18 protein-coding genes and 5 pseudogenes are annotated in these 20,878 nt (G+C 47.3%); 6 read left to right on the top strand and 17 right to left on the bottom strand.

Annotation, left to right across the window (positions count from 1 at the left end; genetic code table 11):
• Positions 1 to 136 precede the first annotated feature (136 nt).
• From L0M13_RS00980 to L0M13_RS00970, 3 genes are read right to left on the bottom strand one after another with little or no spacing between them, the layout of a single operon-like run.
• Positions 137 to 1,741 carry an ABC transporter permease gene (locus L0M13_RS00980; protein ID WP_235197908.1) on the bottom strand — a complete coding sequence of 535 codons (1,605 nt, stop codon included), beginning with the start codon at positions 1,739 to 1,741 and terminating at the stop codon, positions 137 to 139.
• Complete coding sequence (locus L0M13_RS00975) at positions 1,734 to 2,657, bottom strand: ABC transporter ATP-binding protein (protein ID WP_235197907.1); 924 nt, start codon at positions 2,655 to 2,657, stop codon at positions 1,734 to 1,736. Before L0M13_RS00975 ends, L0M13_RS00980 begins: the two co-directional genes overlap by 8 nt.
• Positions 2,658 to 2,669: 12 nt before the next feature.
• Positions 2,670 to 3,290: a TetR/AcrR family transcriptional regulator gene (locus tag L0M13_RS00970; RefSeq protein ID WP_235197906.1), complete on the bottom strand. Its 621-nt coding sequence runs from the start codon at positions 3,288 to 3,290 to the stop codon at positions 2,670 to 2,672.
• A gap of 160 nt (positions 3,291 to 3,450) precedes the next feature.
• Between L0M13_RS00970 and L0M13_RS00965 the strand changes: the two genes are divergently transcribed.
• Positions 3,451 to 4,296, top strand: coding sequence for a transporter substrate-binding domain-containing protein (locus L0M13_RS00965; protein ID WP_235197905.1), 846 nt, complete (start codon positions 3,451 to 3,453; stop codon positions 4,294 to 4,296).
• 79 nt (positions 4,297 to 4,375) lie between these two features.
• Here the strand turns inward: L0M13_RS00965 and L0M13_RS00960 are convergent, their stop codons facing one another.
• From L0M13_RS00960 to L0M13_RS00935, 6 genes and pseudogenes are all read right to left on the bottom strand, one after another.
• Complete coding sequence (locus L0M13_RS00960) at positions 4,376 to 5,002, bottom strand: ABC transporter permease (RefSeq protein WP_235197904.1); 627 nt, start codon at positions 5,000 to 5,002, stop codon at positions 4,376 to 4,378.
• A gap of 11 nt (positions 5,003 to 5,013) precedes the next feature.
• The gene (locus L0M13_RS00955; RefSeq protein WP_235197903.1) at positions 5,014 to 5,478 is read right to left on the bottom strand and encodes a hypothetical protein; all 465 of its coding nucleotides are present in this window, start codon (positions 5,476 to 5,478) and stop codon (positions 5,014 to 5,016) included.
• A 2-nt stretch (positions 5,479 to 5,480) separates the two neighbouring features.
• Entirely contained in the window at positions 5,481 to 6,749 is a 1,269-nt protein-coding gene (locus L0M13_RS00950; protein ID WP_235197902.1) for an ABC transporter permease, read from the bottom strand.
• A 12-nt stretch (positions 6,750 to 6,761) separates the two neighbouring features.
• Positions 6,762 to 7,695: pseudogene (locus L0M13_RS00945) on the bottom strand (ABC transporter ATP-binding protein).
• Between the two features lie 111 nt (positions 7,696 to 7,806).
• A pseudogene (locus L0M13_RS00940) lies at positions 7,807 to 8,438 on the bottom strand (response regulator).
• Positions 8,435 to 9,577, bottom strand: coding sequence for a sensor histidine kinase (locus L0M13_RS00935; protein WP_235197901.1), 1,143 nt, complete (start codon positions 9,575 to 9,577; stop codon positions 8,435 to 8,437). Before L0M13_RS00935 ends, L0M13_RS00940 begins: the two are co-directional and overlap by 4 nt.
• 220 nt (positions 9,578 to 9,797) lie before the next feature.
• Here L0M13_RS00935 and pxpB point away from each other — a divergent pair.
• The 4 genes and pseudogenes from pxpB to L0M13_RS00915 all read left to right on the top strand — a co-directional run bounded on the left by pxpB (position 9,798) and on the right by L0M13_RS00915 (position 13,429).
• A pseudogene (gene pxpB / locus L0M13_RS00930) lies at positions 9,798 to 10,495 on the top strand (5-oxoprolinase subunit PxpB).
• Entirely contained in the window at positions 10,479 to 11,453 is a 975-nt protein-coding gene (locus L0M13_RS00925; protein ID WP_235197900.1) for a 5-oxoprolinase subunit C family protein, read from the top strand. The pseudogene pxpB and the gene L0M13_RS00925 overlap by 17 nt, the downstream one beginning before the upstream one ends.
• 2 nt (positions 11,454 to 11,455) lie before the next feature.
• On the top strand, positions 11,456 to 12,226 hold the full coding sequence (locus L0M13_RS00920; protein ID WP_235197899.1) for a 5-oxoprolinase subunit PxpA: 771 nt from the start codon (positions 11,456 to 11,458) through the stop codon (positions 12,224 to 12,226).
• 15 nt (positions 12,227 to 12,241) lie between these two features.
• Complete coding sequence (locus L0M13_RS00915; protein WP_235197898.1) at positions 12,242 to 13,429, top strand: NRAMP family divalent metal transporter; 1,188 nt, start codon at positions 12,242 to 12,244, stop codon at positions 13,427 to 13,429.
• 43 nt (positions 13,430 to 13,472) lie between these two features.
• Here L0M13_RS00915 and L0M13_RS00910 read toward each other — a convergent pair whose 3' ends face one another.
• The 7 genes and pseudogenes from L0M13_RS00910 to L0M13_RS00880 form a co-directional block, all read right to left on the bottom strand.
• Positions 13,473 to 13,706, bottom strand: a complete 234-nt coding sequence (locus tag L0M13_RS00910; RefSeq protein WP_235197897.1) for a hypothetical protein — start codon at positions 13,704 to 13,706, stop codon at positions 13,473 to 13,475.
• A gap of 53 nt (positions 13,707 to 13,759) precedes the next feature.
• Positions 13,760 to 14,383, bottom strand: coding sequence for an NUDIX hydrolase (locus L0M13_RS00905; protein ID WP_235197896.1), 624 nt, complete (start codon positions 14,381 to 14,383; stop codon positions 13,760 to 13,762).
• Positions 14,384 to 14,441: 58 nt separating this feature from the next.
• Complete coding sequence (locus L0M13_RS00900; RefSeq protein ID WP_397443531.1) at positions 14,442 to 14,882, bottom strand: oligopeptide/dipeptide ABC transporter ATP-binding protein; 441 nt, start codon at positions 14,880 to 14,882, stop codon at positions 14,442 to 14,444.
• Positions 14,877 to 15,475, bottom strand: a pseudogene (locus L0M13_RS00895) (ABC transporter ATP-binding protein); the annotation flags it as partial. The gene L0M13_RS00900 and the pseudogene L0M13_RS00895, both read right to left, overlap by 6 nt.
• A gap of 15 nt (positions 15,476 to 15,490) precedes the next feature.
• Positions 15,491 to 16,509: pseudogene (opp3C, locus tag L0M13_RS00890) on the bottom strand (oligopeptide ABC transporter permease).
• A 26-nt stretch (positions 16,510 to 16,535) separates the two neighbouring features.
• Entirely contained in the window at positions 16,536 to 17,465 is a 930-nt protein-coding gene (locus tag L0M13_RS00885) for an ABC transporter permease (RefSeq protein WP_235197895.1), read from the bottom strand.
• Between the two features lie 104 nt (positions 17,466 to 17,569).
• Positions 17,570 to 19,222, bottom strand: a complete 1,653-nt coding sequence (locus tag L0M13_RS00880) for a peptide ABC transporter substrate-binding protein (RefSeq protein WP_235197894.1) — start codon at positions 19,220 to 19,222, stop codon at positions 17,570 to 17,572.
• A gap of 138 nt (positions 19,223 to 19,360) precedes the next feature.
• Between L0M13_RS00880 and L0M13_RS00875 the strand changes: the two genes are divergently transcribed.
• The gene (locus L0M13_RS00875) at positions 19,361 to 19,735 is read left to right on the top strand and encodes a DUF3899 domain-containing protein (protein WP_235197893.1); all 375 of its coding nucleotides are present in this window, start codon (positions 19,361 to 19,363) and stop codon (positions 19,733 to 19,735) included.
• Between the two features lie 14 nt (positions 19,736 to 19,749).
• Here L0M13_RS00875 and L0M13_RS00870 read toward each other — a convergent pair whose 3' ends face one another.
• Positions 19,750 to 20,868, bottom strand: coding sequence for a GGDEF domain-containing protein (locus L0M13_RS00870; protein WP_235197892.1), 1,119 nt, complete (start codon positions 20,866 to 20,868; stop codon positions 19,750 to 19,752).
• Positions 20,869 to 20,878 lie beyond the last annotated feature (10 nt).

Below are 20,878 nucleotides of genomic sequence, written 5' to 3'. Positions count from 1 at the left end.
TCTAAATACGCGCGTTGGTTTGAAAATGCGCGCGTTCAGAAAGATTTGCGCGCGCTCAAACAAAAATACGTGCGTTCAGCCGAATCCACGCAAAAAGCCGGCGGAAAATGAAGGATTTCATCTTCCACCGGCTTGTTCACAATCCGATATCTCTTTTGTTGTAGCCGATAACGCCGGCAATCGCCAATAGGACTGCAATTCCTGTCAGCATAGCGGCTGTTCCGAAATCCATCGATTCGATCGGCCATCCGGGGATGTGGCCGAACGGCGAGATTTTCACCACCCATTCCGGAAATTGAAACAGGCTGCCCATGTAAACCACCACAAAGGAAAACGCCAAATAAAGCCAGACAAAACCGGTCAACGATTTGAACCACCCCATTAACAAGGCCGACAAGCCAATCATCGCCCAAATAGCAGGCAAATAGACGATGGCTGCATAATAGAAAGTGGAAAGCGGCAGTGTTTCATCCATCAACGAATTGCCGACGATCCCCATTCCGAGGCCCGCCATGGAAGTCATCACAATGCTGATAAGAAAAGCGAGCACCAAATAACTTCCCATCAAACGGGTTCTCGATACCGCTCTTCCCAGGAGATGTTCGATACGGCCATTTTTTTCTTCACTCTTTAATTTCAAAAAGGCCAGGAGAGACGGAATGGCAGCGATAATCGCGAGCACAGACATCAAAATCGGCAAAAATTGTTCCACTAGAGTAAAGCCTTCCTGGACTACCAGCAGCTCCTGCATCAAATCTACATCGGCGAAAAAGGCTTCTAAGTCTCCAAGCACCGAGCCGTAAGAAGCTCCGAGCACGAACATGCCGATCGCCCAAGCGATGATGCCGGTGCGCTGCAAACGGAACGCCAAACCGAAAGGGCTCAACATTGCCGAAGATGCGTGGATCCGGCCCGTTCTCGCCGGAAAGAATCCTGAACCCAAATCACGGATCGAATTCAAGTAAAGGGCGAGTCCTGAAATTGCCAAAGCCACACCAATGGTCAATAAAACCGGCCACCAGTAGTTATTGACGTAGACTTCCGAGCGGACTGCCCAGCCAAGCGGCGAGAACCAGGATAAGACTTCGTTGCCGACATCTCCAATCCCTCGGATCAAATACGCGAGCAACAATACAGCTACTGACCAGCCAAGCGTTCCCCGCGAACTTTGAGACAACTGGGCAAATACGGCCGTAATAGCGGCGAACACCAAACCTGTTGAGCCTAAAGCCGCCCCGTATAAAAGAGAGCCTTCCAAATCCATGCCTTCAATTCCGAGCGCATACAAACCGAAACCGATAATTAAAGTGAGCAGGACATTGACTGCCAGCATGACCCATAAAGTCGACTGCAATCCGGACAACCGGCCAACCGGAAGTGAACGGATCATTTCTGTTCGTCCGTCTTCTTCCTCTGCACGGGTATTCCGCGTCACCAGCAACACACTCATCAATCCGACAACGACTGCGGTCATCAAGAGCATTTGATGCGCCATCATGGCTCCGTTCGTATAGTTCGCCAGACCGAATCCTGGTCCTACCATCGCGGTCATCGCCGGGTTCTTCATCGTTTCCGCGAGCGCTTGCCGTTCTGCCGCATTTTGATATAAGTCGGTAAAAGCGGCGGCAGTGGCCAGTGTCATCAGTGCAAAGCCCAGGAGCCAAGCGGCAATCCGGATGCGATCGCGCCGCACGATTAACCGAATCAGCTCGCCGGTTCCGTCAAAAAGGTGATTAGCCACGGTGTACCGCCTCCTCCCCTTTCCGGTCCACTTCGCTGCTTTCTTCGTAATGGCGCATGAACAACTCTTCCAAAGTTGGTGGAGCGCTTTCCATCCGCACGATGCCAAATTCGCTGACATAGCGGATCACACGATCCAATTCCTCCGCATCCACTTGGAAAGAAAGGGCATCCCCTTGTTCCTCGATGCCTCGAACTCCTTTGACTTCATGCAATAAAGGCATCGGCCGTTGCGTTTCGACAAGCATGACCGTCCCTGTCAAATGCCGGAGATCCTGCAAGCTGCCGGTTTCGATAATTTTCCCTTGCCGGATGATCGCCACTTTATCGCATAATTTTTCCACTTCCGATAAGATGTGGCTCGACAATAAAATACTTTTCCCTTGTGCTTTCGCTTCCATGACACATTCTTGGAAGATGCGCTCCATTAACGGATCCAAGCCTGAAGTTGGTTCATCCAGAATATACAAATCTGCGTTTGACGAAAAAGCGGCAACCAGCGCGACTTTTTGCCGGTTCCCTTTCGAATAGGTCCGGCATTTTTTGGTCGGATCCAAATCGAATCGACGGGTCAATTCGTCTCTTCTGCCCTTATCACCGTTTCCATTCAGCTTCATGAACAGGTCGATTACTTCACCGCCCGTCAAATTCGGCCATAAATTCACATCCCCCGGTACATAAGCCACTCTTTTATGGATGTTCACCGATTCTTTCCAAGCATCCATCCCGAAGATTTCCGCTTTGCCGGAACTCGCTTTCAAAATCCCCAACAGCACCCGGATCGCCGTTGATTTACCAGCGCCGTTCGGACCGATAAAGCCGTACACTTCGCCTTCGGCCACTTCAATATCCACGCCGTCTAACGCCGCGAAATCACCGAATTTTTTTGTCAGTCCGCTAGTCTTCAATACGCTCATCACTTTCACCCCTTACTTATAAAAGCTGCGTTTTAAAATATCCAGGTATTCATAAAACTCCTGCCAATACGGATCAAAATCGATCGCTGCCATCTTCTGCCCTTCCAGCTTTCGCAGCAGTTCATTTTGATAGCCCTCAATAGCCCAGCGGATTAAATTGAAGGTCTTTTCAACATCCATCTCTTGCTTGAACAATGATTTGTCAATTCCTTCATAGAGCAGTGCATAGCCCAAGCGCTGTAATTCTTTGAATTGCTTTTGCAGATCTTCCGGCAGCTCCAGCTCCTTTTCGAGCATCACCATCCCGATAAAATTGAATACATGCCTGTTTTCCGTCTGCGCTTTCAACTTCACTTTCGACGCCTGTTTAAACCGTTCGATAAAATCCCTTTCTGACAGGTCTACTAAATTGAAATATTCTTTTACAACGAGATCAAAACTATAACTCACCAAATGATGGAACAATTCTTTCTTGCTATTAAAATAATAAAACAACATGCCTTTTCCGATTCCAGCCTTTTTGACAATGCGATTAGTGGAAGCGGTATCGTATCCATATTCCGCAAACTCTTCCAATGCCGCTTCTAGAATGGCCTGTTGTTTCAACACATCTAAACTTTTGAATTTCTCCATATTTCGTTCCCCGCCCTCTTTAGACCACCTTGGTCGACTCTAGAATACACCTTTCGACCACTATGGTCAATAGAATAAAAAGAATTTTGAAACAGGTTTGATTTGCGCAATTAAATGATATGTTTTGAATAGAGTATTTATAAAAGAAAGGGAGATTGAAATGAAGAGGTTATTCACGAACAAAGGGTTGGCATTGATAGCGGGAACGCTTTCCTTGTCATTATTGGCTGCTTGCGGCAACGAAGAAGAAACGGTTAAAGAAGAAGCGACAGCATGGGATGAAATTCAAGAAGAAGGTACGTTGAATGTGGCGACATCCGGCACCTTATTCCCCACTTCTTACCGCGAAGAAGGTACAGATAAATTGACCGGCTTCGAGGTGGAAGTTGTACGGGAACTGGGGGAACGCTTGGAACTTGAAATTGAATTCACCGAACTCGGGTTTGACGAAATGCTGACTTCCGTACAGACCGGGCAAGTGGATCTTGCTTCTAACGACATTGAGATTACGGAAGACCGCAAAGAGAAATTTACTTTCTCAACACCTTTTAAATATTCATACGGGACAGCCATTGTCCGTAAAGACGATTTGTCAGGCATCGAAACTTTGGAAGATTTAAAAGGCAAGAAAGCAGCCGGCGCCTCTACTTCCGTCTATATGGATACAGCACGTGAATACGGCGCTGAAGAAGTTGTCTACGACAACGCTACGAACGAAGTCTACCTTCGCGACGTGGCAATCGGTCGCACGGACGTCATTTTAAACGATTATTACCTGCAGACTTTGGCGATTGCAGCTTTCCCGGAACTGGAAATTACGATTCATCCGAACTTGAAATACAGCCCTTCTGATGTCGGCGTGGTAATGAACAAAGATCATCAGGAACTAGCTGAAAACATCAATGGCGCTATTGAAGAAATGCTTGAAGACGGCACAATCGCGGAAATTTCCGCTGAATTCTTCAACGGAGCAGATGTTACCCAGAAAGTTGAAATCGAGGAATAAAAGCAAAGAGGGACCGCGAGCAGCGGTTCCTCTTTTTTGTGTTTTATTGATTTTTCTAAGCTCGACTTAGCTTACTCCATTAAGAACTCCGACGTTCCATCAAATTGATCCCAATGCCCATGCAGACAACGCCGAACAGCAAGAGAATCGACAACGGTTCACTCAGTTCTTGCCAGGTGCGGTCATAGATGGCGACGCCTTTCAGTGCATCTAATCCGTAAGTGATCGGTAGGATTTTGGAGATCGTCAATAAGATATTGTTGCTGACCAATTCAATCGGCCAAAACGCGCCGCCGATCATGGCCATGCCTGTTGCGATAATCGGAACGACCGCTTGAAGCTGCTGCGGCCGGCTGACAAGGCTCATCACAAGCATGCTGAGTGCGACGATAGCGAACGTATAGCAAGCGATGATCAGCAAGATGGCACCGAAACGGTCACCCACATCAAATCCGAATGCATACTTAAACAAAATGAAAATCAAGGAAATCTGCACATACCCGATGGTAAAGCTATACGCCAGATGGCCAAGATAGATCTCCCATTTCCCGACTGGCGATAAGATCAAACGATTCCAGGTGCCCATTCTTTTTTCTTCTACAATTTTCATCAAACTGAACATAATGGTATAAACCGAGAAAAACAGCGTCATCCCAAACAGCAGCTGCAATTGGTTGTCGTACTGGAATTCCGCCTTGCCATCCAAAGTGGAAGTCGTTACTTGGAGTGCGGTTCTTCCAAACCAGCTGCCACTTCTGTCCGGATATCGCCTCCGGCTATTTGCTGTTCGATTTGCTGAAATCGTATTTCCTCGCGGTATTTCCGATCCAAAAATGCTTCCAGGACAAAGCGTCCCATATCGTCTGCCGCCAGCACAATCCGGTAATCGTCATCCATGAGTCGCAAAGCAAGCGGGGTATCCCCTGCGGAAACCGCTTCACGTACCTCATTTTCATTCATCAATTCAAACTTAAACTCTTCCGATTCATTTAACGAAGCCACCCATTCTTCGGCCTCCGCTACAGGCAATGATTCATCAGCATAAGCAAGAATAGCCGGCCTTTCCGCCGGATTATTGCCGGCCAGTGCTGCTACAAAGACAATGGTCATGACCAAGAATGACAAGACCATGACTGGGGCCCGGCGAAATCTTTGCCATTGCAATAGAAATACTGATTTCATGCTTACGCCTCCCCTTTTCTTGGAAATAACAGAAAGCTTAAAACGAGCAGGATGACCGTTGCCAATAGAACCCGGCTAAGCGGTTCCCAAAGCAGGCCGATATCCAAGTTTTGCACCCACAACAGAAAAGCATTCAAAGAAGCACCATTTGGCGTCCAGCTGCCCAATTGCCGGATGAAAACAGGCAAGCCTTCAGTTGGTGTAAAGCTTCCTCCTAAAAAGGCGAAAATCGTGACAATGCCGCCTGAAAATACCGTAGCGATGGTGTCATTATTGAACCGCATCAGTAAAGCCGTTAGAAATGCTGCAATCGCTCCGACACATAACGCTAAACAGAAAGCGATCAACAGCATGCCTGGCCAGAACGACAGATCCGTCAAATCGAAGGCTTGAAAAATCAACGATGAAAAGAAAAACAAAATACAGAACTGGAAAAAAGTGACCAATGTTGCCGAAATGGCTTTTCCTCCAAGATAAGCGAAGGGATGGCGGTCTGACAGCAAAATTCGGTTAAAGACGAATTGCTGTTTTTCCACAAAAGCAATGCCGGCGATGGAACCGCCCACAAAAAGCGCAAACATAACCGCCATGCCAATCGTATAGTATTGGAAAGAACTGATCGGCGCGACAGCAGAGACGCTTTCCACCCCTCCGATTTCAGATTGGGTTTCACTAGCTGCACGCTCTCCGTTTGCTGCTTGCGCAATCGCACTTTCAAAATTCAGCGACCAGACAAATTCGTCCAAAATATTCTGGAACACTCCAGACTGCGTTTCTGCATAATCGGAAACCATCAATTGAAGTTCACTCCCGTTGCCTGCACCCAACATCATTTTTTGCAAAGCATCGAACGTGAAGTTTTCAGGGAGTGTGAGAATGGCTACGATCTCCTCATCTTCGAGTGCACGTTTGGCGGCGGCTGCATTCATTTCCCTCGCCGTCACTAAACTGCTCAAACTCTCATCTTTCAACACTTCCTGCAGCAGAGCTGAAGGGCTCATTTCTTCTGCCGCCGCCATCATGCCGTTTTGCGCTTCAGCTGGCAGTTCCGAATTCCCTAATGCCTCTTTAAAGCGGCTGAGCCCTTGCTGCTCGTCGTCTTCCTGGACAACCGCGACTTCCATCGACAGGACTTCCGAATTCCCACTAAGAAGCCCGCTTAATGCAAAGCCCAGAATCGCAATCAAAATGAACGGCATTGCCAAGAGAATGATCAGCTCAGTCCGGTCGCGAAATAAAACAAGCAGGTCTTTTTTCAAAAACGTAAACATGGGACCGCCTCCTCAATCTCTCAGTTTCCGGCCGGTCAAATGCAAAAACACATCTTCGAGGCTCGGGGTCTGGACGTTGACGTTGATGATTTGTGCTTGATGGTGCTCAGAAGCCTGAAATACTTCGCCTAATATCCGGCTCCCTTTCGGAATAATGAGCTTAATGCCTTTTTCAGTCTCCGCTGCCTGTTTGATTGTGTTAATCTTTTGCAGCTCTTTGAAAAATTCGGGATAGGGCCGGTCCAATTCAATCCATATCGTTTCTTCACTTGAAAGGATGCTTTTCAGCTCTTCTTTTGTCCCGCTCGCAATGATTTTTCCGTGGTCCATGATATAAACCCGATCGCACAACCGCTCCACTTCTTCCATGTAATGGCTCGTATAGAGGACGGTCAACCCCTTTTCCTGATTGAGTTCCCCGCACCATTTCTAAAATGTGGCTCCGGGATTGCGGATCGATTCCAACAGTCGGTTCGTCCATGATAATCACTTCCGGTTCATGCATCATCGCCGCAGCAATATTCACCCGGCGCTTCATCCCACCGGAATAGGTTTTAACAATTTCTTTTTGCCGCTCAACCAAGCCGACCAAATTCAAGGAACGTTGGATCGCATCTTCAAGGGCCTTTCCCGAAAGGCCGTAGATCCGCCCAAAGAACTTTAAATTCTCATATGCCGTCAATTCCCCGTAAAGAGCGATTTCCTGCGGCACCACCCCTAGCACCCGCCTCATCTCACTTGGATTCTTAATCACGCTTTTCCCGTTAAGCCGCACATCTCCAGACGTCGGTTTCAATAAAGTTGAAATCATGGAAATCGTCGTGGATTTTCCTGCGCCGTTCGGCCCGAGCAAGCCGACCGATTCCCCTTTGTCTAAATACAAACTGGCCCCTTCCACGGCGGTCTTGCCTTTGAATACCTTTTTCAGTTCTTCGGTTTCGAGCAAAATCTCCCTCTCCTTTCGATCTTGTGAACCCAGTGTATGTAAAAAAAGACAGTGCGCCCACTGTCTTGCGTCATTACTTTTAGAAAATGCCATGACTTCCGTCATTTTTTGTTAAACAAGGCCATGGCGGATGGCGTAAATCGCAATCTGGGTGCGGTCGCGAAGCTCCAATTTGTCCAAAATCATACTGATATGGTTTTTAACCGTCCCAACGGATAAAGCCAGTTCATCGGAAATTTCCCGGTTGCTTCGCCCTTCACCGATTCGGCAAATGATATCGAGTTCCCTCGGCGTCAGCGACTCGAGCACCTTTTCTTGAACAGGCTGTTTCATCAATTTCGGCATAATATTAGCAGCCACTTGGCCTTCCAACACCAGACCGCCTTCTAAACAGCTTCGGATGGACCGGATCAACTCTGACGTATCGGCATCTTTTAACATATAACCACAAGCCCCGCTCTTCAGCGCCTCGAGCGCATATTCATCATCATTGAAAGTCGTTAAAATCAACACTTTGCATGTTGGCCAGCGCGAGAGGATAATGCGCGTCGCTTCAAGCCCATCCATCTTAGGCATCCGGATATCCATGATGATCAGATCAAACGCTTGGTTTCACATAGTGCGACTGCCTGTTTTCCATTCACCGCTTCTCCAGTCACTTCAATGCCGGGGTCGGTTTCAATCATCATTTTCAACCCTTGCCGCACCATCGCCTGGTCCTCTGCAAGTAATATTCGGATCATTCCAATCCACTCTCCTCATCCGTTAATGGCAACGAACCGCTAACGACAAACAACCCGTTTTCCGGCCCTGCCCTGAATTCACCACCGATTTGCTCGATTCTCTCCCGCATGGAAGACAAACCGAACCCTTCATGAAATGAAATCGTACTTGCTGCTTTATTGGTGATTACGAAACGGAACACTTTCCCTGCAGGCGCTTCGAAGACAATATCCGCTTCCCGTGCGCCGCTATGCCGCATGATATTCGTCAATGCTTCTTGCACTGCCCGGTAAACAATCACCATCTGGTCATTGCTGAGAGGCGCAGATAAAGCGCCATGCTTAACCGCAAATTGGATGCGAAGAAAGTTTTCAGCTTCCAGTTTGCGGATCAAACTGATGATTGCCGTTACGCCTCCCGGTTCATCGTGTTTCAAGGTTTTCACGGCGCTGCGTGTTTCTTCTAAGCTTTCTTTCGCTAAGCTCTTTAATTCTTCCAGCTGTCTTGCCGTTTCGCCTTCCGCTTGCAGCCGCGAGACTTCCAATTGCATCAAGAGCGCGGTCAGCTTATGGCCGACCGAGTCGTGGATATCGCGTGCAATTTGCGTGCGTTCTTCCTGCCTCGCTGCCTGTTCATTCGTCAAGAGCCGGCGCTTCATTTTCCGGTATTCACTCAACAGCGCTTCATTTCGTTCCTTCAGCCCTTCTTCTACTACATGGCTCTTCTTAAAGAACACTAGAGCCGTACATGCCATTAAACTGTAAAGGCCGATAAACAAAGGTGCTAGCCCTAAATTCCCGGCTAAACTATGCAGCAAAGCGCCTGCCACCAATATCAAAGCGATGGCTATAGCCAATTTTGCAGAAAGACGGTAGACCGCTTTCCCGGCAATTATAGTAAATACCAATAGCGGATATGGATTCAAGGCCCCTTCTTGCTGCGGCCAGAAAATGAGGATCGCCAATAACGCCATCAATGCCAAATTCATAAATGCGAGCAATGGCGTTTTCCTTACTAAAGGCGCTAAGAAGAAAAAACCGAAAAACAATGCACTTCCAAGGATGCGAAGCGGCAACTCACTCATATCAACCGATAACTGGACAATTCCCATCGTCCAGGAAATCCCTAACACCATTAACCAAAACCAATAGGACCGCATGTAGCATTTCGCCTCCAGCGCGTTAAATTTTTTGCCGTTTTTAAATTTCATGCCTCCGAAAATCTTTAATCTACATACGAGAGCCGCCAAGCTTCCGTTTCAAGATTCCTTCGATTCTTACAATAAATATTCTTTAAATTCCAGCCCATCCTTTCACGTTCCTCTATTAAGTCTTATACTGGATAAAATAATTAAAATAATCTGATTAAGAGGTGGCAATATGGATTTTTCTTTTTCTCCACTTAGCGACCAAGCGATTGTCATTGAAGCCGGAAACGAAATTAATGAATCTGCACAAAAAGCCGTACGCACCATTTCGGCGTTGCTTGAAGCTTCTCCTCCTTCCTGGCTTATTGAAACCATTCCAGCTTTTACAACGGTCACTGTTTTTTATGACCCGATAAAGGCTTTATATGGAACAGTTAAATCAGAACTTGAAGAGTTGCTCAGCCAAACTGGAGAAGAACTGGCTGTAACCCCGAGAACTGTTGAAATTCCGGTTTGCTATGGCGGTGAGTTCGGTCCTGACTTGGAATTTGTGGCCAAGCACAACGGACTCACCCAGCAGCAAGTCATCGATTTCCATACAGGCGGCGAGTATTCCGTCTACATGATCGGCTTTGCCCCGGGCTTTCCTTTTATCGGCGGCATGTCTGAGAAAATTGCGGCGCCGAGGCGGATTCTCCGAGACTTCGGATTCCAGAACGCACCGTCGGCATTGCCGGCATGCAAACAGGAATTTATCCGATCGAAACTCCCGGCGGCTGGCAATTGATCGGTCGTACGCCGATGCGCCTTTTTCGCCCGGAAGAGGAAACTCCAAGTTTATTGCGCGCTGGCGATAAAATCGTTTTTATGCAAATTACAGAACAGGAATACGCTTCTTGGAAGGAGGATCGCCATGCTGAAAATCATTAAAGGCGGGCTTCAAACCACTGTCCAAGATCTTGGCCGTTCCGGTTTTCAGAAATACGGCGTCATCGCGAGCGGTGCGATGGACCCTTTTGCCCATCGGATAGCGAATCTTCTTGTCGGCAATGCGGAACAAGAGGCCACACTCGAAATTGCTTTAGTAGGTCCGGCCATTGAATTTCAAGAACAAACTTTCATCGCCATATGCGGCGCTGACCTTTCGCCAGAAATCGACGGCAGCCCGGTCAAACTATGGCGCACTCTTTCAGTAAATAAAGGAAGCGTCCTGAAATTCGGCGCTCCCCGCTCTGGCTGCCGCACTTACTTGGCCATCGCTGGGGGAATTTCCCTAACCTCCGTCATGAACAGCAAATCGACTTATTTGCGGGCAGGAATCGGTGGATTTAAAGGGCGTGCCTTAGCCGCTGGCGATGGGCTGCAAATTGGAAAGCTAAGAGACGAGGCAGCAGATGCGCTAGCCAAGGCTGCCCATCAAGAAGTGGAATGGCAAGTTCCTGCCTATCGCTACTCAACTGAGCCTGTTGTCCGTTTGATGCGCGGCCGTCAATTTCATTTATTCGACGACATGAGCCAGAAGCAGCTTTTTACCGAAGCTTTTTCCATCTCGACCGATTCGGACCGTATGGGCTACCGCTTGGAAGGTCCGCGCTTGTCATTGATTGAACCAAAGGAATTGATTTCGGAGGCTGTCGCTTTCGGATCCATCCAAGTACCGGCTGATGGCAATCCGATTATCCTGCTTGCAGACCGGCAGACGACAGGCGGCTATCCCAAAATCGGACAGATTGCGTCCGTCGACTTGCCGCTCGCCACTCAATTAAAGCCTGGTGACCGGATTCGCTTCAAAGAAATCACGCTCGAAGAAGCACAAAATCTTTTTCTTGAACAAGAACAGCAGATCCGCCAATTAAAGCTTGGCATCCAATTGAAAAGGGAGGAATGAACATGAGCTATAAAGTGGATTTAAACTGTGATATGGGAGAAAGCTTTGGCGCTTATCAAATGGGGAATGATGCGGAGATTTTAAATTTCGTGACTTCTGCCAACATAGCCTGCGGCTTTCATGCCGGTGATCCGGCAACTATGCGGAAAACGGTGAAGATGGCGTTGGATAAGAACGTCGGCATCGGCGCCCACCCCGGATTGCAAGACCTTGTCGGTTTCGGCCGCCGGAATATGGCGATTTCGCCGCAAGAAGCATACGACTTGACGGTTTATCAAATCGGCGCCTTATCCGGATTTGTCCAAGCCGAAGGCGGACGCTTGCAGCATGTGAAAGCGCATGGCGCCTTGTACAATATGGCGGCTAAAAATGCGGCGCTTTCCGAAGCGATCGCGGAAGCCGTCTACAAGATTGACCCTGAGCTGATCTTATTCGGCTTATCCGGCAGCGAATTGGTGAAAGCCGGTGAAAAAGTCGGCTTGCGGACAGCGAGCGAAGTCTTTTCAGACCGCACTTACCAACTCGATGGCAGTTTGACGCCGCGTACAGAAGCGAATGCGCTGATTACCGATACAGACTCGGCACTAGAACAAGTGATCCGCATGGTTAAAGAGAACAAGGTAAAGACGCTGCAAAATCAAGACGTCGAATTGAAGGCAGAAACCATTTGCATTCACGGTGACGGCGTGGCGGCGTTGGAATTTGCTGAGAGCTTGTCGAAGTCGCTGAGCCATACAGGAATCACGATTCAAAAAGTGGAGGAGTTCATTTAAAGGAGGAGGGATTGGATGAAAACATCAAACCGCAGTATTCTGCTGGGTGCCGCTTTTCTCATGGCCACTTCTGCCATCGGCCCTGGCTTTTTAACACAGACTACCGTTTTTACAGAGCAATTGCTGGCCTCATTCGGTTTTGTCATTTTAATTTCCATCATCATCGATATCGGGGCACAGACGAATATTTGGCGGATCATTGCGGTTTCCGGCAAACGCGCACAAGATATTGCCAATGATGTGCTTCCGGGGCTTGGCTATTTCCTCGCCTTATTAGTGGTAATGGGTGGCCTGGCATTTAATATCGGAAACGTCGGCGGTGCAGGGCTGGGGATGAATGTGCTTTTCGGCATCGATCCGAAAACAGGGGCTATCTTGAGCGGCTTGCTCGCCGTAGGCATTTTCGTTGTGAAAGAAGCGGGCCAGGCGATGGACCGCTTTGCTCAAATCCTCGGTTTTGTGATGATTGCACTGACGCTTTACGTCATGTTCACTGCCCAGCCTCCTATTGGAGAAGCAGTGACCAAAACCTTTATTCCCGACAATATCGACATTTTTGCAATCGTCACACTGGTCGGCGGGACGGTCGGCGGCTATATCACTTTTGCCGGCGGTCACCGCTTGATCGATGCCGGATTGACCGGCAGAGCGGCTGTTCCGGAAGTGACCCGCAGTTCCATCTATGCCATCGGGATTGCTTCCATTATGCGCATCATTTTATTTTTAGCTGTACTTGGAGTCGTCTCCCAAGGGCTTTCCCTGAATCCTGACAATCCCCCGGCTTCTGTCTTCCAGTTGGCAGCCGGAAACGTCGGCTATAAGATCTTCGGAGTCGTGATGTGGGCAGCTGCTGTCACTTCAGTTGTCGGTGCCGCTTATACATCTGTTTCTTTTATCCGGACGTTCAGCCCTGTTTTGGAAAAATACAATCGGTTCCTGGTCATTTCCTTCATCGTTATTTCGACTTCCGTTTTCGTCTTCATTGGCCAGCCGGTTCTGATTCTCGTGCTTGTCGGCTCATTGAATGGGTTGATTTTGCCGATTGCACTCGGCGTAATGCTGATTGCTGCCCATAAAGCGAAAATTGTCGGAGACTATAAACATCCGCTTTGGATGACCATTTTTGGCATTATCATCGTTATTGCCATGGCGTGGATGGGAATCTATACCTTGTCGAACGGCATCCCTCAATTATTCGAATAAGCATAAAAGGCGCCCAGGTGGAATTCCATCTGGGCGCCCTTTTTCACTTCCCCATCTTTTCATTGCCGTGCTTGAAATTCCCTGTCGCCTTTGCCAAAACCAACTGCACGTCTTTATCGGTTTCAGCTTGCTGAATCTTCCCGATCAATTTTTCCGCTTCTTTTCCTTTAGCAATTTTTATTTGCTTGCCTTCGTAAGAAATGAAAACGGTCTGATTTTTACTGATGGTATAAGTGAATGGATTTTCCCCTAAGCGGTTCCGCTTATCACTATTCATCGCCCACCTCTTTCATCGAAAGCTTATTTCCCTGGAAATGAATTTCAGTGTCCTTAAAGTACTCGTGATATCCCTTCCACCACTTCTCTTAAGTAATCCGTACTGTGCGGCACCAGGTTATCCATGCGGATGGTGGTTACAAACAGGTTCTTTTCGCCATCTTCTGCCACTTCAAATCCTTTTGCTTCAACTTCCGTTCTTTCTCTAAGGCATAGCTCTGTAAATGCCTTTAATTCAACAGCAGCCATGCCTGCCACTTCTTCTTTTTGCAACTCCAACACTGCGTGAGGGTTTTCTGTTGTACGATAAAGAAAGTTGTGGCACCGTTCATTGTCCAGGAAACCACCCAAGTGAATTTGGTCTTTAATGATGCCTAAAGGGATGAGCTCTTCAAATGCGACCGTCAGCCCCAACTCTTCTTCAACTTCTCGGATCCCATCTTCCACCGTTTCTTCTGCCGTCAAATGGCCTGCTGCTGTAATATCAAAAAGATTGGAGAAATCCTTTTTCAATGGGCTCCGAAGCTGAAGGTGAATAAAATCTTTTCCTTCTTTCCGGCTGACCATCCAGCAATGGAACGTTTCATGCCAATAGCCCCTTTGATGCACTTCTTCGCGGCTTGCTACGCCAGTCGCGTTGCCGTCTTCATCGAACACGCGCAGCTTTTCTGTTTCCATGTCTTTTGCCTCCCCAATCAAAAAGCCTGCCCAAAAATGCAGGCAAGCTTTTGAATTTTCAAGTGGCGCCAACCACTTCCGCTGTTTCCAGCGGTTCTGCTTCCGGCTTCTGCACACGCGGATCCTGCAGCCAGCAAGCAGCTGTGTGGTTGTCTTCTCCCACTACGGTATCACGCGGCGTAAAGCTGTGGCACACTTTCATTGTATGAGGGCAACGTGCTGCAAATGCACAGCCTTCTCCAAGCGTTGCCAGATTTGGCGGAGATCCGCCGATTGGCAATAATGGCTTTGAACGGTCTTCGTTCATTTTCGGCATGGATTGCATCAAGCCCAATGTATACGGATGCTGGGGATTATAGAAAATTTCGTCCAGCGTCCCTTGTTCGACGATTTTCCCGCCGTACATGACCGCTACCCGGTCCGCCATATTCGCCACGACTCCTAAATCATGTGTAATCAAGATAATCGCGGTTTCGGTTTTTTGCTGAAGATCTTTCATCAAATCCAGGATTTGTGCCTGAATCGTTACATCTAGCGCCGTCGTCGGTTCATCGGCAATCAGCACTTTCGGATTGCAGGCGAGCGCCAAAGCGATCACGACCCGCTGACGCATCCCGCCTGAAAATTGGTGAGGAAAGCTGTCCAACCGCATTTCCGCTTTCGGGATACCCACCAGTTTCAGCATTTCCAATGCCCGCTCCGCGCTTGCTGCTTCGTCATTTTTTGATGGCGCTGAAGGCCTTCCATGATTTGCTTTCCGACTTTCATCGTCGGGTTCAATGAGGTCATTGGATCTTGGAACACCATCGATATTTCCGATCCGCGGATATCGGTAATTTGTTTGCTTGAAAGCTCCAACAGGCTTTTGCCGTCGTAGACAATATCGCCTTTTGAAATTTCGGTCGTGCTTTTCGGCAATAGCTGCATAATGGACTTGGCCGTCACCGATTTCCCAGAACCGGACTCTCCGACAATCGCCAAAGTCTCGCCTTTATTCAACTCGAAATTGACGCCTCGCACTGCCGTAATTTTCCCGGTTTGGGTCTTGAATGAAACATGCAGATCTTCCACTTTTAAGATAGTCTTCTTCATTTTCTGGACCCTCCCCTATTTTTTCATCTTCGGATCGAGCGCATCACGCAGCCCGTCTGCAAGCAAGTTGAAGCAAATCATGATGGCACTGATGACGAGTGCCGGATAAATCAGTTTATACGGGAAATACCGCATCGATTTATAGCCATCTTCAATCAATACACCGAGCGACGCCTGTGGTGCCTGCAGACCCAAACCGATAAAGCTCAGGAAGGCTTCAAAGAAAATCGCTGTCGGAATGGTGAACATGACGGTGACGATGACAGGACCCATAATATTCGGCATTAAATGTTTCCAGATCAAGCGCTTGTTCGAAGCCCCTAATGTGCGGAGGCTAAGATGAATTCCTGTCCTTTCAGCTGAAGGATCTGCCCCCGGACAACCCGGGCCATGCCGACCCAGCCGGTGACAATCATCGCCAGGATAATCGATGTAATCCCAGGCTGAAGGACGAGAATGAAGAGGATGATGACGATCAAATTCGGTATCCCCATGAGTATTTCAATGATCCGCTGCATGACATTATCGACCCGGCCTCCGTAGAACGAGGAGATGCCGCCGTAAATAACGCCGATGGCCAAATCGAGGAATGCGGCAACTAACGCGATGAATAGAGAGATTTGCGTCCCTTTCCATACGCGCGTCCATAAATCGCGGCCGAATTCATCCGTGCCGAACCAATAATTTGTAGCGACTTCGCGCTCGGCATAGACATCCGTGCCCTGGGCATTCAAACCGTCAAAGCCGAGCCATTCAAGGCCCGCGACTTTAGGCGGCATATTCGAATGCGCCAAATTCTGTCCACGGTACGTAAATTCGTTCATGCTTGGACCGATCAACGCCATAATAATCAATATAACAAGCAGTACGAGAGAAATCATAGCGCCTTTATTTTTAGCCAAGCGCTGAAACGCTTCTTTCCAAAACGAAACAGAAGGCGTCGAAATCTCTTCGCTCTTCTTTTGGTCTAAAGGCGCTTTGACGAATAAATCGTCCGGAATATTGTCTAGGCTGTAATCGTTCTGCGTATGCATAGTTGGAAGTTTTGCATCGAATTCTTTCATGTCGCTTCCCCCTTATAGTTGATGCGCGGATCTAAGAAGCCGTAAATGATATCGACGACAAACACGACGAAAATAAATAACGCACTATAGAAGATCGTGATTCCCATGATGACGCTGTAATCCAGTACCAGGATGGATAAGGTGAATTGTTCTCCGAGCCCTGGAACCGAGAAGATTTTCTCGATAACGAGTGTCCCTGTCATAATCGAAACCGCTAGCGGCCCGAGCATAGTGACAACCGGAATCAGCGCATTGCGGATGACGTGCTTTACAATGACCTGATTTTCCCGCATCCCTTTTGCGCGGGCCGTTATGACGTAATCCTGGCCGAGCACTTCGAGCATTTCACTGCGGATAAACCGGGCGACCGTCGCAGTGACTGTCACCGATAAAGCGATAGAAGGCAGCAAAGTGCTGGAATAGCCCTCCCAGAGCGCAACCGGCAGCCATTCAAGCTTTACACCGATATAATATTGCAGCAATGCCGCAAAAACGAAAGAAGGGATCGACATGCCGATGACCGCAAGCGCCACTGAACCATAATCAAAAATCGAATTATGCTTCAAAGCTGAAATGATGCCAAGAATAAGCCCTAGAATGGCACCAATGACCAATGCCTGCAAACCGATAAAAGCGGATGGCCCGATGCGGGTGCTGATCATGCTTGTAACGGTTCTGCCTTCATGCTGGAATGAATAGCCCAAGTCGCCTTGCACCAAATTTCCAAGGTAGTGAAAATACTGGATAGCTACTGGCTGATCCAATCCATATTTTGCATTTAATACAGCCAATTGCTCAGCGCCTAATTTCTCCGGGTTCGTAAACGGCGTCCCTGGCAGAAGCTGCATGAGGAAGAACGTGGCTGTCACGATGATAAACAGCGTAATCAGCATATATCCAATCCGCTTAACTAAATATCCCTTCATGGAAACACCTCTATTCTATGAGTTGAGTAATCTTCTGGATGAAAAAATACGAGGGGACCGGATTTCCGGCCACACCCTCGTATCTAAAGCTGCCTAACTGTAGATTATTCTTCGATTGATGCCCACTTATACGTATGTGAAGCACCAGTAGGGTGTACAATTAAACCTTTGATTTTTTCTCTCATTAAGATTGAAGTTCCATCTTGGTATAGCGGCACGATCGCTGCATCTTCTTCCAATAGGATTTTCTCGATGTTCAACAGCATTTCAAAGCGTTTAGATAGATCTGTTTCCACGCGTGCCTGGTTTACCAATTCATCCAATTTCGGGTTATGGTAATCCATGCGGTTAGCGGATCCGCCTTCTACCCACATATCAAGGTAAGTCATCGGGTCACTGTAGTCAGGGCCCCATGAAGACAAGGACAAATCATATTCAATCGCTTTTTCAATTTCAAGGCGTTGAGCGAAAGGAACCGCTTTGATTTCCAATTTGAAGCCTGGAAGATTATCTTCTAATTGTGCTTGAAGGTATTCTGCCACTTTTTTATGGTCGTCAGAATCAGAGATGTTGATCGAAACAGTCAAGTCCGAAACGCCTGCTTCTTTCAATCCAGTTTCCCATAGTTTTTGAGCGTCTTCTGCAGATCCTGTGTTGAAGTCACCGTTCAAATCACGGTAATCTTCTCCTTCTGGAGATTGGAAGAAGCCTTTAGGAACGACCCCGTTCAATGCAGTCGAGCCATCTTTCAAAATAACGTCAGTCAAGCTTTCTTTGTCAATCGCCATATTGATTGCCTGGCGGATGTTTTTATTGCCAAGAACCGGATGTGTATGGTTGAAGCGAAGGAAAATCATGCTTGGTTCAAGGATTGTGTCAAAGTTCGGATCTTCTTTATACTGGTCAACCGATTCAGAACTTAACTCGATGCGGTCAACTTTGTTTGTTTCGTATAAGTTAACGCCTGTTGTTGGATCTTTTACTACGAAAGCGTTGATCTTATCCAATTTAACTGCTTCTGCATCCCAGTAGTCTTCGTTCTTTTCATAGTTCCAGCCTTGCTCATGCGTCCAATCCGTTAATGTGAATGGACCGTTGAACAGGATGTTCTCGGCTTCCAATGCGTACTGGTCGCCTTGTTCTTCAACGAATTTCTGGTTTTGCGGCAAGAATGTCGGGAATGTCAGCAACGATTGCAATAATGGGTTGGCGCTTTCAAGCGTCACTTCCAAAGTTTGCTCATCGATTGCTTTAACCCCTAATTCATCTGCATCCGCTTCGCCGTTCATGATCGCTTCTGCATTTTTAATGCTTGCCGTAACGAACATGAAGTTGTACGGGCTTGCATCTTTCATCACGCGTTTCCATGCATATTCAAAGTCTTGCGCTGTCACAGGATCCCCATTGCTCCATTTTGACTCACGCAATGTGAATGTGTGGACGGTTTGGTCTTCATTTTCTGTATGTTCCGTTACTAAAGCTTCAATTGGCTGGTGATTTTCATCTTGGCGGTAAAGCCCTTCATTGACGTTGTTCAATACGGTAAATGCAACGCCGTCATGCGCTTTTGTAGAATCTAGAGTAGGAATGTCCGCTGTTGCCGAGATATTCAAAACCTGGCTTGCTTCACCTTCTCCTCCGTCTGCTTTAGAACCTTCTGAATTACCGCTGTCAGAAGAACTAAAATTACAGCCGGACAGAATCAACACAAAAGCCATCAATAATAATAATGCTTGTGCTCTAATCTTTCTCTCCATTTCCCCTACCCCCTAATTTTTCTAATAATTCTTTTTAATCATAATTGTTATTCTACTATTACGCAATAAGATATTTAAATTTTCAAAAATAAAGGAACCGTGTTAATCTTTAATTATCCACTGAAAGGACCATGCCCCATGACCAATAAACTCATCATTCTGTTGGGATCTCTTCTCGCATCTTTTGCTGTATCCTTTTTATTAGATGGACCATGGAATTTGTCCAAATGGCTGGACGCTGTTTTTTTAATCGGCCTGCTTTTAATTATGGCTGCTTCCGTGATGGTCTTGATCGAAGCCGAATTTTTCAATGCGTTCATCAAAAGTTTTAAAAACTTTTTCTCACGGGTTAACCATAAGGAAAAATACATACGCGAAAGCGAAAGGCGGACAAGCGACGCTGTGGCTTACCAAAAAAACTTCCCGATCCGGAAAGATCTGCTCTTTATCGGCATTGCGCTAAGCCTTTGCAGCTTAATCCTGTCGTCTGCGCTTTATTATTTTTTCTCCTAACCATAAAAAAACCTTCAGCCATTTAAACGCTGAAGGTTTTCATTTTCCTGCTTATAAAACGTTACGCGGTTGCGTCCACTTTTTTTGGATTGGTAAAGAGCGTTATCGGCTTCTTTGATAAGCTGATCCAGAGACGCTGAGCCGTCTGAATAGCTTGTGCCGACCGAAACAGAAACGATGCCTCCCGGCTGAAGTTCTTCTCCGTCAAACCGGTACTCTTCGATAGCTTTTCGCACTTTGTCGGCTTTTGCAAAAATTTGTTCCAGATCGGTTTCTTTTGTAAAACAAAGGATGAATTCTTCGCCGCCATACCTGGCGACTACATCGTGGTCTTCTGTGCTGTCGATCAGCAATTGGCCGATCGTCCTCAGCACTTGATCCCCTTTTTGATGTCCATGGGTGTCGTTGTAGACTTTAAAAAAGTCCACGTCGACCATGGCGATCGAAAGCGGCAGTTTTTGATCGACCAATCCGCCGACCTTGTTTTTAAAGAACCGGATATTTGGCAGATGCGTCATTGGATCCTGGTTTGAATAAAATTCAAGCTCTTTCCGCAAGATCAAGTTCCGGTTTTCCCCGTTTAAAATAAGAGCCATAGCTAAAATCGCAATACTGGCGAAAAAGAACATCGACAACTCGATGAATAGCGTCGCTGGCGTCGTAAGCAGCATCCAAACCGATTTGATCACTTCAAATACAACAAACCCTATTAACATCCGTTTGATATTTACAATCGTATACAAATGATTAAAAGAAATTTTCTCCCGGAATAGACTTCCGATAATAATGGGCAAAATCAACGATTGTAAAATCCCGGCCACCGCAGTCGGTCCGCCAAGCGATGCCCGGAAAATTCCGGGAGCGATGGCCGACAGAATGCCGAACGGCCATCCGGCGATAAAGGAGATGAAGAAAATCGGCACTTCACGCAGGTCGAGGCGCATTCCTTCATGGATAAACGGATTATACATGACTGAAAATGCAACGAAACTGATAAATACCGAAGAAAGCCAAAGGAATTGAGCAGAACTCGTCCATTCAACCAATAAGGCTTCTTTCAATTTTAAGGCCAGATACATCAAAGCGATGATCAAGGCCATATTTTCCAGGAAAAAAAACAGTAGATCATTCATTGCCATAACT

The sequence above is a fragment of the Planococcus sp. 107-1 genome, from assembly GCF_021513255.1.
Taxonomy (GTDB): domain Bacteria; phylum Bacillota; class Bacilli; order Bacillales_A; family Planococcaceae; genus Planococcus.
This window is presented reverse-complemented; position numbering and strand designations above follow the sequence as displayed.

Bases quoted from the DNA above. Each gene is read 5' to 3' on its own strand.
- L0M13_RS00885 (WP_235197895.1), bottom strand. From the start codon at position 17,465: ATGAAGGGATATTTAGTTAAGCGGATTGGATATATGCTGATTACGCTG.
- L0M13_RS00915 (WP_235197898.1), top strand. From the start codon at position 12,242: ATGAAAACATCAAACCGCAGTATTCTGCTGGGTGCCGCTTTTCTCATG.
- L0M13_RS00905 (WP_235197896.1), bottom strand. From the start codon at position 14,383: ATGGAAACAGAAAAGCTGCGCGTGTTCGATGAAGACGGCAACGCGACT.
- L0M13_RS00910 (WP_235197897.1), bottom strand. From the start codon at position 13,706: ATGAATAGTGATAAGCGGAACCGCTTAGGGGAAAATCCATTCACTTAT.
- L0M13_RS00875 (WP_235197893.1), top strand. From the start codon at position 19,361: ATGACCAATAAACTCATCATTCTGTTGGGATCTCTTCTCGCATCTTTT.
- L0M13_RS00925 (WP_235197900.1), top strand. From the start codon at position 10,479: ATGCTGAAAATCATTAAAGGCGGGCTTCAAACCACTGTCCAAGATCTT.
- L0M13_RS00920 (WP_235197899.1), top strand. From the start codon at position 11,456: ATGAGCTATAAAGTGGATTTAAACTGTGATATGGGAGAAAGCTTTGGC.
- L0M13_RS00900 (WP_397443531.1), bottom strand. From the start codon at position 14,882: ATGAAAGATCTTCAGCAAAAAACCGAAACCGCGATTATCTTGATTACA.
- L0M13_RS00950 (WP_235197902.1), bottom strand. From the start codon at position 6,749: ATGTTTACGTTTTTGAAAAAAGACCTGCTTGTTTTATTTCGCGACCGG.
- L0M13_RS00935 (WP_235197901.1), bottom strand. From the start codon at position 9,577: ATGCGGTCCTATTGGTTTTGGTTAATGGTGTTAGGGATTTCCTGGACG.
- L0M13_RS00955 (WP_235197903.1), bottom strand. From the start codon at position 5,478: ATGAAATCAGTATTTCTATTGCAATGGCAAAGATTTCGCCGGGCCCCA.
- L0M13_RS00880 (WP_235197894.1), bottom strand. From the start codon at position 19,222: ATGGAGAGAAAGATTAGAGCACAAGCATTATTATTATTGATGGCTTTT.
- L0M13_RS00970 (WP_235197906.1), bottom strand. From the start codon at position 3,290: ATGGAGAAATTCAAAAGTTTAGATGTGTTGAAACAACAGGCCATTCTA.
- L0M13_RS00870 (WP_235197892.1), bottom strand. From the start codon at position 20,868: ATGAATGATCTACTGTTTTTTTTCCTGGAAAATATGGCCTTGATCATC.
- L0M13_RS00965 (WP_235197905.1), top strand. From the start codon at position 3,451: ATGAAGAGGTTATTCACGAACAAAGGGTTGGCATTGATAGCGGGAACG.
- L0M13_RS00975 (WP_235197907.1), bottom strand. From the start codon at position 2,657: ATGAGCGTATTGAAGACTAGCGGACTGACAAAAAAATTCGGTGATTTC.